Annotated in this window: 15 protein-coding genes and 1 pseudogene; 5 read left to right on the top strand and 11 right to left on the bottom strand. The window is 38.6% G+C overall.

What is annotated here, in order from left to right; genetic code table 11:
* The first annotated feature begins 34 nt into the window (after positions 1-34).
* Both H6G25_RS19505 and H6G25_RS19500 read left to right on the top strand, forming a co-directional pair.
* Complete coding sequence (locus H6G25_RS19505) at positions 35-2,134, top strand: RecQ family ATP-dependent DNA helicase (protein ID WP_190393921.1); 2,100 nt, start codon at positions 35-37, stop codon at positions 2,132-2,134.
* 6 nt (positions 2,135-2,140) lie between these two features.
* On the top strand, positions 2,141-3,415 hold the full coding sequence (locus H6G25_RS19500; RefSeq protein WP_242035036.1) for a DNA-processing protein DprA: 1,275 nt from the start codon (positions 2,141-2,143) through the stop codon (positions 3,413-3,415).
* Between the two features lie 132 nt (positions 3,416-3,547).
* Here H6G25_RS19500 and H6G25_RS19495 read toward each other — a convergent pair whose 3' ends face one another.
* The 4 genes from H6G25_RS19495 to H6G25_RS19480 all read right to left on the bottom strand — a co-directional run bounded on the left by H6G25_RS19495 (position 3,548) and on the right by H6G25_RS19480 (position 6,287).
* Positions 3,548-4,198, bottom strand: coding sequence for a hypothetical protein (locus tag H6G25_RS19495; RefSeq protein WP_190393920.1), 651 nt, complete (start codon positions 4,196-4,198; stop codon positions 3,548-3,550).
* Between the two features lie 81 nt (positions 4,199-4,279).
* A complete protein-coding gene (locus H6G25_RS19490; RefSeq protein ID WP_028085281.1) occupies positions 4,280-4,609 on the bottom strand; it encodes an MgPME-cyclase complex family protein in 330 nt (109 codons plus the stop codon).
* 146 nt (positions 4,610-4,755) lie between these two features.
* Positions 4,756-5,472, bottom strand: a complete 717-nt coding sequence (locus H6G25_RS19485) for a SnoaL-like polyketide cyclase (RefSeq protein ID WP_190393919.1) — start codon at positions 5,470-5,472, stop codon at positions 4,756-4,758.
* Positions 5,473-5,564: 92 nt separating this feature from the next.
* Positions 5,565-6,287, bottom strand: a complete 723-nt coding sequence (locus H6G25_RS19480; RefSeq protein ID WP_028089047.1) for a pyridoxine 5'-phosphate synthase — start codon at positions 6,285-6,287, stop codon at positions 5,565-5,567.
* A gap of 270 nt (positions 6,288-6,557) precedes the next feature.
* On the opposite strand from H6G25_RS19480, the gene H6G25_RS19475 reads away from it, so the two are divergent.
* Positions 6,558-7,712 carry a DNA cytosine methyltransferase gene (locus tag H6G25_RS19475; RefSeq protein WP_190393918.1) on the top strand — a complete coding sequence of 385 codons (1,155 nt, stop codon included), beginning with the start codon at positions 6,558-6,560 and terminating at the stop codon, positions 7,710-7,712.
* Positions 7,713-7,780: 68 nt separating this feature from the next.
* Positions 7,781-8,524 carry a DUF561 domain-containing protein gene (locus H6G25_RS19470; RefSeq protein ID WP_190393917.1) on the top strand — a complete coding sequence of 248 codons (744 nt, stop codon included), beginning with the start codon at positions 7,781-7,783 and terminating at the stop codon, positions 8,522-8,524.
* A gap of 197 nt (positions 8,525-8,721) precedes the next feature.
* Here H6G25_RS19470 and H6G25_RS19465 read toward each other — a convergent pair whose 3' ends face one another.
* Positions 8,722-9,870: a DegT/DnrJ/EryC1/StrS family aminotransferase gene (locus H6G25_RS19465; RefSeq protein ID WP_190393916.1), complete on the bottom strand. Its 1,149-nt coding sequence runs from the start codon at positions 9,868-9,870 to the stop codon at positions 8,722-8,724.
* A 218-nt stretch (positions 9,871-10,088) separates the two neighbouring features.
* Here H6G25_RS19465 and fetB point away from each other — a divergent pair, with 218 nt between their 5' ends.
* A complete protein-coding gene (fetB, locus tag H6G25_RS19460; RefSeq protein ID WP_190393930.1) occupies positions 10,089-10,865 on the top strand; it encodes an iron export ABC transporter permease subunit FetB in 777 nt (258 codons plus the stop codon).
* Positions 10,866-11,139: 274 nt separating this feature from the next.
* Here fetB and aroA read toward each other — a convergent pair whose 3' ends face one another.
* The 6 genes and pseudogenes from aroA to H6G25_RS19430 form a co-directional block, all read right to left on the bottom strand.
* The gene (gene aroA / locus H6G25_RS19455) at positions 11,140-12,489 is read right to left on the bottom strand and encodes a 3-phosphoshikimate 1-carboxyvinyltransferase (RefSeq protein WP_190393915.1); all 1,350 of its coding nucleotides are present in this window, start codon (positions 12,487-12,489) and stop codon (positions 11,140-11,142) included.
* A gap of 290 nt (positions 12,490-12,779) precedes the next feature.
* Positions 12,780-13,469 carry a J domain-containing protein gene (locus H6G25_RS19450; protein ID WP_190393914.1) on the bottom strand — a complete coding sequence of 230 codons (690 nt, stop codon included), beginning with the start codon at positions 13,467-13,469 and terminating at the stop codon, positions 12,780-12,782.
* 25 nt (positions 13,470-13,494) lie between these two features.
* Positions 13,495-14,442 (bottom strand): cysteine synthase A, encoded by a 948-nt coding sequence (gene cysK / locus H6G25_RS19445; RefSeq protein ID WP_190393913.1) that lies wholly within the window; start codon positions 14,440-14,442, stop codon positions 13,495-13,497.
* Between the two features lie 17 nt (positions 14,443-14,459).
* On the bottom strand, positions 14,460-14,897 hold the full coding sequence (locus H6G25_RS19440) for an Rrf2 family transcriptional regulator (protein WP_137908466.1): 438 nt from the start codon (positions 14,895-14,897) through the stop codon (positions 14,460-14,462).
* Positions 14,898-15,292: 395 nt separating this feature from the next.
* Positions 15,293-17,038 (bottom strand): iron uptake porin, encoded by a 1,746-nt coding sequence (locus H6G25_RS19435; protein WP_190393912.1) that lies wholly within the window; start codon positions 17,036-17,038, stop codon positions 15,293-15,295.
* A 1,060-nt stretch (positions 17,039-18,098) separates the two neighbouring features.
* Positions 18,099-18,253, bottom strand: a pseudogene (locus H6G25_RS19430) (photosystem II D2 protein (photosystem q(a) protein)); the annotation flags it as partial.

Here is an 18,253-nt window from a genome sequence, read left to right as displayed (position 1 = left end):
ATACAATAGTATGGTAAGTAGATACGCAGCATATATGACAACCATACTTAGAGAAAAAGCACTAGTCCTTCTGCGTCAGGCTTTGAATAACCCAAACGCTGATTTTCGTGATGCACAATGGGAAGCTATAGAAGAATTACTACTGAACAAATCGCGGTTACTGGTTGTTCAACGTACAGGTTGGGGAAAAAGTCTAGTTTATTTTTTAGCAACTCGCTTATTAAGAGATCAAGGTGCTGGTTGTACCCTGTTGATTTCTCCTCTTTTAGCATTAATGCGAAATCAAATTGCAGCAGCACAACGGATTGGAGTAAAAGCCGAAACAATAAACTCCAGTAATACTGATGAATGGAATCTTGTCAACACAAAGTTATTAACAAATCAAGTAGATGTTTTATTAATTTCCCCAGAAAGATTAGCGAATCAAGATTTTTATAATAATATTCTTTTACCATTATCTCAAAAAATCGGGTTATTTGTAGTTGATGAAGCTCATTGTATTTCTGACTGGGGACATGATTTTCGTCCTGATTATCGCCGAATTGTTAGAGTTTTACAGGGACTACCTCCCAATATTCCTGTTTTGGCCACAACAGCTACAGCTAACAACCGAGTAGTTGATGATATCAAAGCTCAATTGGGACAGAATTTGCGTATTTCTAGAGGTGATTTAACTAGAAAAAGTTTGCGCTTACAAAACATTTATCTTCCTAGTCAAACTACAAGGTTAGCTTGGTTAGCACAGCACCTCCCTCAGTTACCTGGAAGTGGTATTATTTACGCATTAACTGTTAGAGATGCTCAAAGAGTTGCTGATTGGTTAAACACTCAAGGTATTAATGCAAAAGCCTATTATAGCGAGTTAGATAATCAAGTTCGCATAGCATTAGAAGACGAATTACTGAATAATAAAATTAAAGCATTAGTCGCCACAACAGCTTTAGGAATGGGTTTTGATAAACCAGATTTAGGGTTTGTTATTCATTATCAAAGACCTGGTTCTGTTGTTCACTATTATCAGCAAGTAGGTAGAGCCGGTAGAGCAGTAGAAACAGCTTATGGTATTCTCTTGAGTGGTGCTGAAGATGATGAAATTAATAATTACTTTATTAATACAGCATTTCCTCCAGAAATTCATACGCAACAAGTTTTAAATGAACTAGAAAAAGCTGTTGATGGTTTTTCTATTCCTCAATTAGAACAGCAACTCAATCTTTCCAGAGGACAAATTGATAAAGTTTTAAAAATTCTATCTCTGGAAGCTCCTGCACCAGTAAGTAAACAAGGTTCAAAATGGTATGTCACACCTATAAATTATCAATATAACAGGGAAAAAATTGAACTTCTAACACAAATTCGCAGACGGGAACAAGAGCGAATGTTAGAATATATGAAAAGTCCACAATGTTTAATGGCTTTTTTAGCAACAGAATTAGATGATCCAAATCCACAAAAATGTGGTAGATGTACAGTGTGTGTGGGTACACGCTTATTACCAGAAACTGTGATCAATGCACGAGTAAATCAAGCAAATTTGTTTTTACGTCGGAGTAATCAAATTTTAGAACCGCGTAAACAATGGCCTTCACAAGCATTATTAACTTATAGATTTTCGGGAAACATCAGAACTAATTTAAGAGCAGAAACAGGAAGAGCATTATCTTTATGGGGTGATGCAGGTTGGAGAGAATTAGTTAAAAAAGGAAAATATAGAGATAATCATTTTGATGATGAACTTGTACAAGCTACCTTGGAAATGATTCAAAATTGGAAACCTCAACCTTTTCCCACTTGGGTTACTTGTGTTCCTTCTTTAAATCGTCCAGAACTTGTACCTAACTTTGCCAAAAGACTAGCAGATAAATTAGGATTACCATTTAAACCAGTTGTTCGCAAAATTCGTCACACTCAGTTGCAAAAAAATATGAGCAATAGTTATCAACAAGCTCATAATTTAGATGGAGCTTTTATAATTGAATCTTGGCAAGGAATGAGTGGTAATGTATTCTTAATTGATGATATGGTAGATTCCCGTTGGACTTTTACTGTAATTGCTGCACTTTTGCGTAATAATGGAAGTGGATTAGTTTATCCTCTAGCATTAGCTCTTAATTCATTGGGTCAAGAGGATTAGAAAATTATGTTTAATACTGTGTTTAATACTATGTCAAATCATATTCTACCACCAGATACTCAAGCAATTTTGCTATTGTGCGCTAGTTTTGGTCAAAATCGCCAAACTGAACCGTTACCTTTAACTCTAAGTGAATATAACTTGTTAACAGAATGGTTACGAGAAAATCAAATGCGTCCAGGATATTTACTGGAAACAACAGCCATAGAAAAAATAAAAACAATAACTATTAATAAACTTAATCCTGATAGACTTATAGCTTTATTAAAACGTAGTTTAATGTTAAGTCTGGCAGTGGAAAAATGGACAAGTCAAGGTTTATGGATATTAGGACGTGGTGATGCTAAATATCCTAAACGTCTCAAACAAATATTAAAAAATTCAGCACCACCAATTATTTATGGGGTGGGAAATGCAGAATTGTTATCTTCTGGAGGATTAGCAATTGTAGGTTCTCGTGATGTAGATGAGGAGATGATTCAATACACACAAAGAGTAGCAAAAACTTGTTCTCAACAAAATATACAAGTTATTTCTGGAGGTGCAAGAGGTATAGATCAAGAATCAATGTTAGGTATTTTAAATAATGGAGGAACTTGTGTTGGTGTATTAGCTGATAGCTTAACTAAAGCAGCAGTAAATAGTAAATATCGCTCTGGTATTCGAGAAGGTAGATTAACTTTAATTTCCAGTTATGATCCTGATGCTGGATTTAATAAAGGTAACGCAATGGGAAGGAATAAATATATTTATAGTTTAGCAGATTATGCTTTAGTTGTTAAGTCTGATTTAGAAAAAGGTGGGACTTGGAATGGTGCTGTAGAAGCATTATCTAAAATCAAAGAAATTCCTGTATTTGTCAACATGATATATCCAATTGCAGCAGGAAATCAAGAATTATATAATCGAGGTGCAAAACCGTTTCCTTTAGAATTTGATAATGGTAATTTGCAGGAAATGTTAGTAAAAACTATAGGTGATTTTGAAAGTATAAAAAAACAAGTAATTACAACACAGCCAGAAGATAATGATAATACTATTTCACAAGGTTTAACCACTATTCCTAAAGATATTTATAATGTTGTTTTACCTGTAATTCTCAGTCATTTACAGCAACCAAAGGATGCAAAATCACTTGCGGACTCTCTACAAGTGAGAAAAGTACAAATGGATGATTGGTTAACAAGAGCTATAAATGAAGGTAAAGTAATGAAAACAAAAATAGAAAAGCGAGTTGCTTATGTGGTTAATCAAGCGGATACACAACTTTCTTTGTTGTAATATTAGCACCCCATATTTCTCATAAGTGAGAAAAAACAATTGACTGTCATATTCTCATGCTTTAAGAGAAATCCAGGTATCTAGTTTCGGTCACTGATTAAAAAACAACTGACAACGGACAACTGACAACTATCAACGCACAATTGAGCGCAGTAAGACCACTTTCCGACCATCTGCTAAAATGGCCACAAATCCGGTTTCGCTGAGTTTTTTTAATGTATTGTATGCTTCTTTTTGATTAGTAGTATAAACTGCCAGTAAGTAAGGGCGTTGTCCATAGGATACAAAACCTACGTCACCTCCCACAGCGTTTCGCAGACTACTAACCATTTCTGGACGGTTAAAATAATCTACCAGAATTGCATAACCTTCCCCCAATATTTTGGGGTTGTAAGTGATTTTTGGAGTTTGTGTGTTTGGTATTGTTTGTGGTAGTTGGGTCACTGGTTCTGTTGGACGAGTGGTAATAGTGGCAGATAAACCAACTATATTTTGAATATACCTCGCCAAACGCTTGGCATCATCAATATTTGTAAAACCACCGACTCGCGTTACTATTTGGTTAGTGTATTTACAAACAACTGTTTTTTGCTCAGTCGGTAATGCAGCACGCAACTGCTTTTGATTTTCCGGTGTCGGACTCAATACTAATAATAAATATTCGCCTACATTTGGTTGTTGACAGTTAGCAAGATTTTGTTGAGCAATAACAGGATGAATATTGCTAATTAAGGGGGCAAATGCTAATAATAAAACACCAGATAAAGTTTGTAATTTTTGCATAATATCATAATATTGATAATTGATAATTGATAATTGGGGAAAAGGTGAAATTCTGATCTATTCCCTATTCCCTGTTCGCTATTAAGAAACGCTGCTAAGAGAGGCTATTGCATTAGGTATAGCCTGAGAAGGGGCTGAAAATTCTCCAGTAATGACATACTCTAACCGTAATTTTAGCCAGGTAATGAATTGAGCATTAGTGGAAATAATTGCTGCTGCTGGTTGAGGACATTTCTTTTTAATATCTTTCATTTCTGGTGCTTCTAAAAAAGCAGGTTGCTTAACTAACCAAAAATCAATTTCTTTTTCTTGTTCATGATAGTGACGAGTCCGTTCTTTGAGAACTTCATCTATTGGTTCTTCTTCTATGAGAAAGTGTTGACTGGCCAAAACGTAATAATATTTTTCCATTTTCTGTGTTTACTGACTAATTCATAATTCTATGGTAAGGCGTTAACATCCCCGACTTCTAGTATTGATTCATCATTCACTGACATCATGAAAAAAGAAGTCGAAGATGTAATAATGGTACAGTATTGACGCTGTACCTCGAACAATTAACTTTTCTTTAATCCCTGAAACCAAGAACCAAAAGGACAACCACTGCTTTTATTGTCACTATTTTCTATTTTGCCACCTGCTGTCAACTTTTCCAAGAACAGGGCATTATCAAAATAGTGTTCTAAGGAAACAATTTTTAAATCATCGGTAACATGGGCAACACTCATACCGATCATTTCCACTGTTTCCCCCGTTGGTGCATAATCTTTATATTGACCCTGAAAATGTCCCCAGTGTCGCCATTTGAATGTAACATGAGGTGGACCTGAATAAACCGCTAATACCTCCCAGGGAAATCCTTGGGGAAAGGTACTATGAAAGATATCATGGGATGATTCAAAACTTTCTTCAGAAGCTTTGTAATGTTCAGAGTCAGCCATAAATAAATTATAAGTACCTTTCGCGCCTAATTCAGCAGCGGTATATTCTTGGCCTCCATTGCTACTCACCCGGAATTTGTCATTAACGACAGATAACCACTGTTGGGGGTTAGTTTTCCATGAAACTTCCATTTCAAAGGTTCTGACTAGGTTTTCCACAATTGCTTCTAGTGTACCTTCTAAATGATGCTGAATACTCTCTTTAGCTAGGTTTTGCTGAGAACGGGTATAGTCAGGTGGCTTTTGATAGCGCCATTGAGCGTCTGTACTGGCTGCAATTACTTTAGCTCTGTCCTGTACCCATAGGGGTAAGTTATTCGGTGTAGGAGTCATAAAAGTTTCAAGTCTGACTTTAATTTAATTTACAGGATTTCGCAACTAATACTCCCCAGTAGCAAGAGGTAAAAGATCAGAATTTTACCCAATTACCAATTACCTCCCATTGCTGCTTTCATTTCTCGAACTGCTCTTTCTATACCTACCAGAGCGGCTCGACTAATGATAGTATGACCAATATTGAGTTCTTCCATACCTGGAAGCGCGGCCACAGGGTAAACGTTCCAGTATGTGAGTCCGTGACCAGCATTTACCCTTAAACCGGCTTTAATGGCTTGTTCACAGCCTTGGGCTAATAAAGCTAGTTCCCGCTGACGAGTTGTTTCGTCTTTGGCTTCTGCATATTGTCCTGTATGCAGTTCAATAAATTTGGCTTTTACCTTGACAGATGCCTCGATTTGTGGTAATTCGGCATCTATGAACAAACTTACGGGAATGCCAGCATTTTGCAGTTTATCCACTATTGCCCCTATTCTAGCAGTTTGTCCGACAATATCTAAACCACCTTCTGTGGTCACTTCTTCCCGCTTTTCTGGTACTAGGGTAACATAATCAGGTTTGATGTCTAGGGCTATGGCTAACATTTCCTCGGTCGCAGCCATTTCTAAGTTTAGATGAGTTCTGACGGTTTGCCGCAATAGTCGCACGTCTCTATCTTGAATATGTCTTCTATCTTCGCGTAAATGGGCTGTAATGCCATCTGCACCCGCTAGTTCTGCTAGTAATGCTGCTGCTATGGGGTCTGGTTCTACCGTGCGTCGAGCTTGACGGATAGTAGCTATATGATCAATATTTACACCGAGTGTAGGCACGTCTGGTTTCTCCTGCTTTACTGTCTTTTACTGTCTTTAAATGTTGATTTTAGCGGAAATACTAATAATTTTTAATTTTTTAATTTTTTAATTTTTTAATTCAATTCAGTCTTGACTCTATTTTATTAGACTAAAAGCTATGAAAAAGGAAATTTATTCCCTGGTGATTTATGGTAAAATTATAAAGCAAATTCACGCCCTAATTAAATAATTAGATACCATCAAAAACATAAATTTATTTTTTTGAATCTTTCCCCAAAATAGTATATTATGTCATTGACCAATCATCCGAATATTTTCTCCTTTTTTTCTGGCTCAGGATTCCTGGATTTAGGCTTTGAAACCACAGGTTATAACATCGCTTATGTTAATGAAATTTTCCCACCATTTATGTCAGCTTATCGCTATTCACGGGAAATTCTTAAACTTCCCCAACCTGAATATGGATATCATCAAGGAGAAGCCGCAGACGTAAGCAAATTAGTAACAGGAACACCAGCACAACGACTAAATGAATTAGTCAAAGATTCCCGCAAATCAAATAATATCATAGGCTTTATTGGTGGTCCACCCTGTCCAGATTTTTCCGTTGGTGGTAAAAATAAAGGACATTTAGGGGATAATGGTAAACTTTCATCTGCTTATATTGAATTGATTTGTCAAAATTTACCCGATTTCTTTTTATTTGAAAATGTCAAAGGTTTATGGAGAACTACAAAACACCGTCTATTTTTTGAAGAGTTAAAAATCAAATTACAACAAGCAGGTTATATATTAACAGAACGTTTAATTAATTCCATAGAATACGCTGTACCTCAAGATAGAGAAAGAATTATTTTACTAGGTTTTAAAAATAATTTTCTCCAAAATATGAAAATCGAATATGAATTTACCTTTCCTTGGGAAAAATATATTTTATATCCTCAAAATCAAGTATTTGCTTATCCTTGGAAGCAATGGGAACTATTTCAAGAAAATTCCCTAATTCCTTGTCCCGAAAATATTCCTCAACAACTAACCGTTGAATATTGGTTTAGAAAAAATAACGTTATTAACCATCCCAATGCTCAACATTATTTTCAACCAAGAGCAGGTAAAATTAAATTTGCTACTATTGCAGAAGGAGATGATTCTAAAAAATCATTTAAACGTTTACATAGGTGGCGTTATTCTCCCACAGCTTGTTATGGTAATAATGAAGTACATTTACATCCTTATAAAATTAGACGTATTTCTGTTGCTGAAGCGTTAGCTATACAATCTTTGCCCGAAAATTTCGTACTTCCAGAGAATATGTCACTTACGAATATGTTTAAAACTGTTGGTAATGGTGTACCATACCTAGCAGCAAAATCATTAGCACAAACTATTCTTGACTTCTTTACCAGTTGCGTAAGTCCTGCTCAAAATCAAATATTGCGATAATTTAATGTAATTAATGTAAATTAAATGTAAAAATGTTACTACTGAAAACTTACTGCAAAAGAAAAATTATGACTATGTATCCTAATCTCAAACGTGCATTTTCTCGCCCCGTACTAAAGGTAATTAGCGGGTTAAATAACTTTAATGCTGCTAGTGTTGCAGCAACCGTCAAGGCCGCTGATTTGGGTGGTGCTACTTTTGTAGACATTGCTGCTGATGTAGATTTGGTCAAGTTGGCTAAAAGCTTGACTAAATTACCTATTTGTGTATCAGCGGTTGAACCCGAAAAATTTGTAACTGCTGTGGCTGCTGGCGCTGATCTGATTGAAATTGGTAATTTCGATTCTTTCTATGCTCAAGGACGCAGATTTGAATCAGAGGAAGTTTTAGCCCTAACTTATCAAACCCGTGCCTTACTGCCCGAAATTACCCTGTCTGTAACCGTCCCTCATATCCTTACCATAGATCAACAAGTACAACTAGCGGAAGATTTGGTGAAAGCTGGTGCTGATATTATTCAAACTGAGGGTGGTACTAGCAGCAACCCTATTCACCCCGGTACGTTGGGATTAATAGAAAAGGCTGCTCCCACCTTGGCCGCAGCTTATGAAATTTCCCGTGCGGTTTCTGTACCTGTACTATGTGCTTCGGGCATTTCTAATGTTACCGCACCAATGGCGATCGCTTCTGGTGCGGCTGGTGTTGGTGTTGGTTCAGCTATCAACCAACTCAATAGCGAAATAGCGATGATTGCGGCTGTCCGTAGTTTGGTAGAAGCTTTGGCTACTGCAAATGACCGAACTTTTGCGTAATTTACATTTGCGTAATTTAAATTCATATCAAAAGGGCGGTTAGAAACCCCGTCTACACAGGCAAAACCCACCTTCGTGGGTTTCCTTCATCTTGCATTATTCCACGCAGGTGGACTTTACTTTGTTTGTGTAGCCGTGTTCGCGTAGGGTGAAAAAGCCATATTCTATTGGCCAGGGCTTGATATTACAGATACAATTCAAGACAAACAATGTTTTAAGGTATCAATGACTTTATCCTGTTGTTCTTGGTTCAATTCGGGGAACATGGGTAAAGATAAAACTTCATGACAAGCTTGTTCTGATACTGGGAATTTTCCGGGCTGATAACCTAAATTTTTATACACTGGCTGCAAATGTATGGGTAAAGGATAGTAAATCATAGAATTAACACCCTGTTCCTGCATTTGATTTTTTACCCAATCTCGATATTTACCACTTGCACCATTGCGTCCTTCTCCAGATACCCGAATTGTATATTGATTCCAGACACCAACTCCTCCGGGAGATTCCTGGGGGGCTGTGATACCAGGAACTAGACTCAGGTGTTGATAATAATAATCAGCAATTTGCTTGCGTCTGTGATTCCAAATATCGAGATAGCGCAGTTTGATTTGCAGAATTACGGCTTGAATAGCATCTAAACGACTATTAACACCGATTTCTTCATGAATATATCTGACTTTACTACCATGTTCTCGTAAAACTCGTAATTGAGTAGCGATCGCTGGATCATTTGTTATTATTGCACCACCATCGCCACAACCGCCCAGATTTTTAGTAGGGTAGAAACTGAAGCAACCAACATGGCCAATACTACCAACTTTTTGATTTTCCCAACTTGCACCGGTAGCTTGAGCGCAATCTTCAATTACTGCTAAATCATGACCTTTAGCAATCTCCATTAATCCTGTCATTTCCACAGGCAAACCAAACAAATGTACTGGTATAATGCCTTTAGTTTTTGGTGTAATTGCTGCTTTTAGTTTCTCTACATCTAAATTAAACGTAGTGGCATCAATATCTACAAATACTGGTATTGCTCCTACAGCACTGATAACTTCTGTAGTAGCAAAAAAGGTAAATGGTGTAGTAATAACTTCATCACCCGCACCAATTCCTAAAGCCCGTAATGCCAAAAATAACGCATCAGTACCAGAGTTACAAGCTACGCATTCACTGACACCATGATAGGCTGCAAACTGTTGTTCAAAATCTGTAACCGCTGGACCACCAATATAACGGCCAGAAGCCAGAACCGCCAATACAGAAGCACTTACTTGGGTTTCAATGGTGGCATATTGTTGTTTAATATCAAAGGCGGGAATCGAATTTACACTTTTAACCATGAGTTTTTATTTTATTTGTAGATACAAAAGCACACTTCTTGTATGGAGCGACTGGAAGTCGCGGCTACACAGTCAAAACCCACGTAGGTGGGTTAATATATTAATTTAGTGTTAGTCCACACAGGTGGACTTTGTTTGTGGATGCGATTTTTAATCGTCAGAACCAGGTGCAAGATATAACTTTGTCAAGTTTTCATTTGTTAACAGGTACAGAAACTATGCCAGAGCTAATTAAACTCGATATGGTAGATTTGGCTTTAGCTGTGGGCTTAATGGCTATTGCCATTGGTATATCAGCTTGGGAACAATTAGGACTAGAATTAAATTTAAGTGTGGCTACTGGTAGAACTATCCTCCAATTACTTATACTAGGATACATTTTTGAGTTCATTTTTGCCCTGAATAATGTTTGGGCAGTAGTAGGGATTTTAGCAATAATTCTGACCATTACTGCAATTATTACTCGTAATCGCATCAGTCGAAAAATCCCCCAGGTTTTACCTTTGGTTGGGATAGCAATTTTTGTGAGTACGGCCTTAACATTGCTTTACACCAACTTTTTAATTATTCAACCAGATAAATGGTATGAACCCCGCTATTTGATTCCTTTAGCTGGGATATTGTTGGGTAATGCTATGAATGCTGCTGTCGTAGCGGGAGAACGTTTGGTTACTACTATAAATCAATTTCCTACAGAAATAGAAACCCATTTAAGCTTAGGTGCAACTCCCGAACAGGCTATTAAACCCTACCGTAAAGAAGCTATTCGCGCCGCATTTATGCCGACTTTAAACCAAATGATGTTAATTGGTATGGTGACAATACCAACCTTCACCAACGGACAATTATTAGCCGGTGTCACACCTCTAGAGGCTGTATCCTACGAAATTTTAATTATTTTTATGGTAGCTGTCACAAACTTATTCACAAGCATTTTAATTACTAAAGGCCTATGTCGGCAATTTTTTAATTCAGCAATGCAGTTAGTTAGGTAATGGATAATTAGGACTTACGCAAGTGTCACACTAAAAAATCTGTTGTAAGGTGCGTCAGATATCAACAATTTGGTTATTTAAGTAAGTGAACGGAAAAAAACGACATAAGTAACGAAAAGTAACGAAAAGTAACGAAAAGTAAAGTTGCCCAAAACCTCTTCCCTGTCCCCTGTTCCCTGTTCCCTGTCCCCTGTTCCCTGTTCCCTGTCCCCTGTTCCCTGTTCCCTGTCCCCTGTTCCCTGTTCCCTGTTCCCTGTTCCCTGTTCCTAAAAAATTATTGACAAATTTCCCTAAGTGTGCTGGTGAAATTGGGATAAGATATAGCTGCTGCTTCAGCGCGGTAAATAGTAGTTTTACCAGTAGCATTGAGAGCAGCTATACTCAAACTCATGGCAATACGATGATCTGTATGACTATCTACTTCAGCACCTATTAAGGGAGTACCACCAATAATTTCCATACCATCAGGTAACTCAGTAACTTTTGCACCCATTTTATTGAGTTGTTGTGCCATCACGGTAATGCGATCGCTCTCTTTAACTCGTAACTCCTCCGCATCTCTAATAATTGTTGTTCCTTGGGCAAAAACCGCCGCCACTGCTAAAATTGGAATTTCATCAATTAATCTGGGAATAATATCACCAGCAATGGTACAGCTTTTTAAACCACCAGAACGGACGCGGATATCAGCTACCGGTTCTCCTGCGACTTCCCGCTGATTTTCTAGTTGAATATCTGCTCCCATGAGTTCCAAAGCTTCTAAAATACCGGTGCGGGTGGGATTAACACCGACATTTTCCACTACCAGATTTGAACCAGGAACTATCGCACCCGCAACTAACCAAAAAGCCGCTGAACTGATATCACCAGGTACAATTACCTTTTGTCCATAAAGTTTCGCTCCACCAGTGATAGTAACGCTATTGCTGTCTGGATCTATACTCAATTCCGCTCCATAAGCTCTTAACATCCGTTCACTGTGATCTCGTGATAAAGCTGGCTCTGTGACAGTTGTTTTTCCCTCAGTGTTTAAACCAGCCAGGAGGATACAGGATTTAACTTGAGCCGAAGCAATGGGAGAATGATAATGAATCGGTTGTAGGGCTTGTCCTTGAATGGCTAGGGGTGCTAGGGTATTTCCTTTACGTCCCCAGATTTGCGCTCCCATTTGTTGTAGCGGTTTGACGACACGGGACATGGGACGCGATCGCAAAGAACTGTCGCCTGTGACTGTAAAAAATCGTCCTGGATGGGATGCCAATAACCCCAACATCAACCTCATGGTTGTTCCAGAATTACCAGCATCTAAGACATCTATAGGTTCTTGGAAATTGCCCAAACCGATGCCTTTAACTGTGACTAATTCTGTATTTAATTCCGAAATTTCCGCACCTAAAGCCCGAAAACAGGCGGCTGTACTGCGGGGATCTTCCCCTAAAAGTAGCCCTTGAATTTGAGTTTCACCGTAAGCGATTGCACCTAACATTAAAGCTCGATGGGAAATAGATTTATCTCCCGGTACACGGATAATTCCCTGGAGAGATAGGCCAGCTAAGGGTGGCTGAATAGTTAAGTGATCAGAAGAGTTTGCCTGAGTTTCTAAAGTAATCACAACAGCAGACATTAGTATATAATGACTTTAAAATAGATACAGAAGCTAAAAAGCGATTTAATTTAATTTGATTAAATTAAAATTAATTGTCACTATAGGCTTCCAACTTAGCATTTTACCGCTTTTTGGTAACTATACATCCCCGATGTCCTCCTTTTTTGCCTTACTCTAACTCAAGAAAACTGCTATATAAATCCGAGTCCCAGACTTGTCTAGACATTTCTTATTCTAATGGAAGCATGGGAGCGGCTGTCACCCGGTAAGCAACAAGTTTTAGCCAAAGGTGATAAGTTAATTACCCATTAATTAACTGACTCTTGCGCTTCACTATACAATCTTCTAGCTATCCGAAATAATTCCTGGCCTGTGTGTAAATAACGTTCATCATAGCTTAACGGGAAATAAGCTAACTCTTCAATTCCCTCCCCTATTTGACTCATACAGTAGTAAATGTGTGCCGCTGCTGCTGCAAAATTAACAGGATTTGGTAAAGAACGAAACTTGATTTGAGCGTCTTTTAAGTCTTCTCTACAGGATTCTAAATAATCTTGAAATTCGTCTAAAAGATCATCATCAAAAGGATCTGCGGCTAATTCCTCAATTTGTTCTTTTAAAGAATTGAGAATTGTTCCAAGTATCCGATTTACTGGTTTATAAACTAGTTTTAACCATTCTTCAATGTTCTCATCAACATCTTTTCTAACTTTTCTAGTCGCTTTATAATGCTCTTGGGCAGACTCTGAGCGTTTTTGGCGAGTATAATGGGAATTATTCTGACTATAGCGCAGTTCTTGATCATAATTAAGACGACTTTTACTGTCACTTAAAACTTCATAAGCAGCATTAACACGAATAATTCCTTCATTATCTGTTATTTCTTGATTAATATCAGGATGGAAAATCTTGACCAAACGGCGATAGGCTTGTTTGATCTCCGCTTGGCTGGCATTATTACTGACTTTTAAGGTATCGTAATGGTTAAAATCGGACATGAATCCAATAGGTTGTTAATTGACATTAGTTACTGTTTTCTATATCTTGGAATAAAGGTGTACTTAAGTATCTCTCACCGAAACTAGGCTGAATCATCACAATTAACCGCTCTCGATTTTCTGGACGTTGGCCTACACGAATGGCTGCACAAAGGGCCGCACCGGTGGAAATTCCCGATAATAATCCTTCTTCCCTTGCTAATTTACGACTATAAGCGATCGCCTCCTCATCAGTAACCGTAATCACCTCATCAATTAATTCTACTTTTAATACCTGGGGAATAAAACCCGCCCCAATCCCTTGAATTTTGTGAGGACCTGGTTTACCACCAGATAATATAGGGCTATTAGCTGGTTCTACCGCTATACTGGTAAAACTCGGCTTCCGTTTTTTAATGACTTCCGACACCCCAGTAATAGTACCACCTGTCCCCACTCCCGCCACAATTATATCTACCTGACCATCGGTATCTGACCAAATTTCTTCCGCCGTAGTTTCCCGGTGAATTTGGGCATTAGCCGGGTTACGAAATTGCTGTAACATATAAGAATACGGTGTTTTATCCACTATCTCCTGGGCCCGACGAATCGCCCCACTCATCCCCGCAATTCCCGGCGTGAGTTCCAATTCTGCCCCATAAGCCCTTAACATTGCTCGCCGTTCCGCGCTCATGGTTTCTGGCATGGTTAAAATTAATTTATACCCCATAGCCGCCGCCGCCATTGCCAAAGCAATACCCGTATTTCCCGATGTTGGCTCTACTAAAATCGTCTTCCCCGGAGCGATTAATCCTTCTTTCTCCGCAGCATCAATCATACTTACCCCAATCCGGTCTTTTACTGATGCAGAGGGGTTCATACTTTCCAATTTCACCACAATTCTAGCCACACAACCTAACTCTTGGGGAATCCGGTTTAACTGTACTAAAGGTGTCTGTCCCACCAATTCCGTAATATTTTTGACAATTACCATGATAAGTTTTTACGTCCTTAAATGTAGTACATGATATCCAACTGCTTTCGGGAATCTCGTTTTTCACAAAGATCCTGAAGTGAATAGTTTTGTAACACTGAATTTGCCGCTTGACGTGCCTCTTGCCAAATTTCCGTCACCACAGTATGATCTAAACTTGTGCGGTGAGAATCCTGATCACTTGTCTGTACATCTAAACCTTCCAAACATTCTAAAATATCAAAGATACTAATTTTCCGAGGTTCTCGCGCCAATAAATAACCGCCTTTTGAACCCCGTTGACTTTTCACTATACCCCCACGCCGCAAACTTGCTAACAGTTGTTCTAAATAACGATCAGGTATCTTTTGTTGCATAGCGATTTGCCGAATTTGCATCGGTTCACCGTTTTCGTAATGAGTAGCCATTTCTAATAACGCCAAAATTGCGTATTCAGATTTACATGATAGTTCCACAAGTAGTCATCCAAGATGAAAGTTGAAGCATGAAGATGAACAAAATCCAACAGTTCCCCTCTTTTCCAGTATACCCCCGTTTTCCACTGGGGTTTTTATTGCCCCTAAAAAAAACCCCCGCCTCATGGCAGGGTAAAATAATTTTGGCGTAGTCATATTGAGCTATGAAAATCAAAAATTTCATTTCTCAAACTCTTAGTTTTCGCGTCTTTGCGCCTTAGCGTCAGACAAATTCATATTTTTGCTCACCAGAGCCTAATTTTTTAAATTACAGCAGTTCTTATTATTATGAAGTACAAATATTCAGGATAAAACTCCTGTGGTGCGGGCATCTTGCCCGCATAAGCTGTACCTCACTCAAGCTGAACTTGCTGTATCAGCAGACTTTCAAGAGTCTAGAAACTGAAAGTTGTTCTCAGTGTACCGATAAAGGCATCATTATTAGTTGTAGTCTGTGCAGGAGATGTTACCCAAATCACACCAGGAGTTACAGAAATATTGTCTGAAACCTGATACTTGTAAAAGCCTTCAACCTGGTATGGTCTCTGACTAGCACCCGCGCTGAGTGAATAAGGTTGAGTACCACCAAAAACACCCAAGACGTTACCTTTTTTACCAAAATCAGGTAAGGCTAAACCCGCTCCATAACTCCAAGCTTCTCTACTAACGCCAGCACCTTCGGGAATCACATCATGGTAGGAAACGAAACCACTTAGAGACAATTTCTGGCTAGGCTTGATAGCAGCAGAAACACCATAGGAGTTGCTAGAGCTAGGACCTGCTACAGTTGGAGTATTAGCTTGTGAAGTACCTACTAAAGCACTACCACCATCAATTGCTGAATCAAATAAGGTGCTACCTGCTTTTTGATAACCGTGGACATAGGTAGCAGCTAAAGCAACACGATTACCAACATTAAAGTTTAACTGACCTAAAGCCGCATAATTCCCATCAAACAAGCCATTACTGGGAGTAGGATTATTAGCATTTGAAGCTAAGTAACCTAATGTTAATGAGCTTGGTTTTAAGGAACCATCACCAGGTTTCCCAAAGGGTACACTCAAAGCAATACCAGAACCACCACCAATGCGATAAATCGGATTTTCAGACGCAAAAGTGGTTAAAGCACCCTTACCACCATCTGTTTTATCAAAGAAGTAAGGATTATTAACAGCCGCATAATCGCTATGTTGTCCACCACTAGCCGCTAGATAAACCTTCGCTGGACCTACGGGTGCTTCATAAGTTAACTTATCAATTTTTACGCTGTTCCTATTGGTGCTACCAACTTCAAAGGTTTGTTTACCTGCTGCGTTACTACGTATTTCAGCAGCATTAGCAGGATTAACAGGAGCATTTGCATTATCTCGGAAATCAAAGGCTGTAGCATTACCAGCGGACAACCGGGTTGTTAACATATCCCTACCGGTAAAGCTGGTTTCCAAGCCTAAACGCACTCTGTTTTGCAAAACTGCGCGGTTTGCTTTACCCGTCTCATTACCAAAAGTATCGGTAGCAGCAAAAATAGCTTCACCTTTTAATTTAGTGGTAGTGGAGAATTGATTTGCTTCTAATTCAGCAGTGCGTCCTTCTAAAGCGTCCACTCGAACGCGTAAAGTTGCTAGTTCGGCAGAAAACTCTTCTTGCAAACGCTGTAATGTGGCTAAATCCTGTTTGGTAACTAGATCAGCCGTTGCTGTGGCAATTAATTCATTTACACGATCTAAACATGAATTTAAACCAGCAGCAAATTCATAACGGCTTAAAGAGCGATTACCGCGAAATGTCCCACTGGGATAACCAGCAATACAACCGTAGCGCTCAACCAAGGACTGTAAGGCTTGAAACGCCCAATCTGTAGGTTGTACGTCAGAAAACTGCGAAACTGATGTTACCTGAGACTGGGAATTATTGTTTTCGTTACTGAAGCGGTTGACTTTAGCTTGAGCTAAAAATTGGGCTGCTTTGGTTTCTTTGACCAATACTTCTGGCTCTTGAGAAACTTCTGTTGCGGAGGAAGTTTCCACTGATGATGTTTCTGTGGTGGTTGTGGTCGCAGCTATCGCTGTTGAAGATAATAACAACGCTGCTCCCAAAGCTGCTGGGCTAACCACCAGGGATTTCCACAAGATATTAGACATCTTTCCTTTTCTCCTCACACCTTACATGAATAAACCAAGTTATCTGTAGCTAATTGCTTAGAAATGCGACATCTTGTTGAAACCTGTGTATTGGGCATGGCTGCCAGTACAACAATTCTAGTTTTCAAAAGACTAACAATTGATTAACAAATCGTTAAGTTTTCATGCAATTAACTTATACAAAAACTTATAATCATAGAATATAGTTATAATATAACTGTATGTTAATGATTAAAATAAGAAGTTTTGATGAAGTGACTGTAAATTTTTCTAGTAAAGTGGTAAAATAATCTCTAGGAGTCAAATTCGCACTCTTTACACTCACATCAAACTCTTCTCATTAACGAAGGTCAGTACATAAGCTCTGTCCCTCAGAACCGTGGCTGAGTTTTGAAACATACTTTCAATCAAAACTTTTCTAGATCGTCATTTATTTGTGATGATTGTTTTGTTTTATTTGCCTAAGCCTATGTCTGTGGATGATGCTTTATCGCTGGCAAATGTTCCCCGACGATAATCTACACGGCTAATCACCCATTGCGGAAAAAATCACTATTGAGTTAAAAAAGTTCAAATCCTGACAAATAAGCCTTATTTCCGACTTAATTCTGGTAATAACTTGATTTTCAATGAAAAACTCCCCATAAAAACTATCCGCCCTGATTTAGATTAGAAAATCTAAGTCAGGGCGGTCTAGCGGGTCTTCAAGTTGCAACCAGACTGCCGGAAGGGACTCCGACCTTTAGCCTAGCTAGTTGAGCTTACTTAGTTCTCAATAAAACTAAGGCTAACTTTTAGAGAACAGCCCCGGCGCACAGCCGGCTAACTGCAACTTGATGACCCATGGTTATACTACTTTCTATCATGGGCATCACCTCCTTATTGCCTAAACGGTCTTAGTCTCAAAAGGCAAAGCAAAAAGCTTTGGGTTTTTCACCTGAAGTTACTATAACACAACTACAAAAATTTGCAATACTGAAAATTATATTGTAAAAATAATGTCATAAAAAACCCTACCTCAAGGCAGGGTTAAGGAAAAACAATTAATTAAAGATGGATTTTATAAAGCGTTACCGCGAGGTAGCACTTCTTCAGGGAATACAAATTGTTCGTGGGGTTGATCTTGAGGAGCCATCCAAGCGCGGATACCCTCGTTCAGCAAAATGTTTTTGGTATAGAAAGTTTCAAACTCTGGGTCTTCTGCTGCCCGTAATT

This window comes from Dolichospermum sp. FACHB-1091 (assembly GCF_014697585.1).
Taxonomy (GTDB): Bacteria; Cyanobacteriota; Cyanobacteriia; order Cyanobacteriales; family Nostocaceae; genus Dolichospermum.
This window is presented reverse-complemented; position numbering and strand designations above follow the sequence as displayed.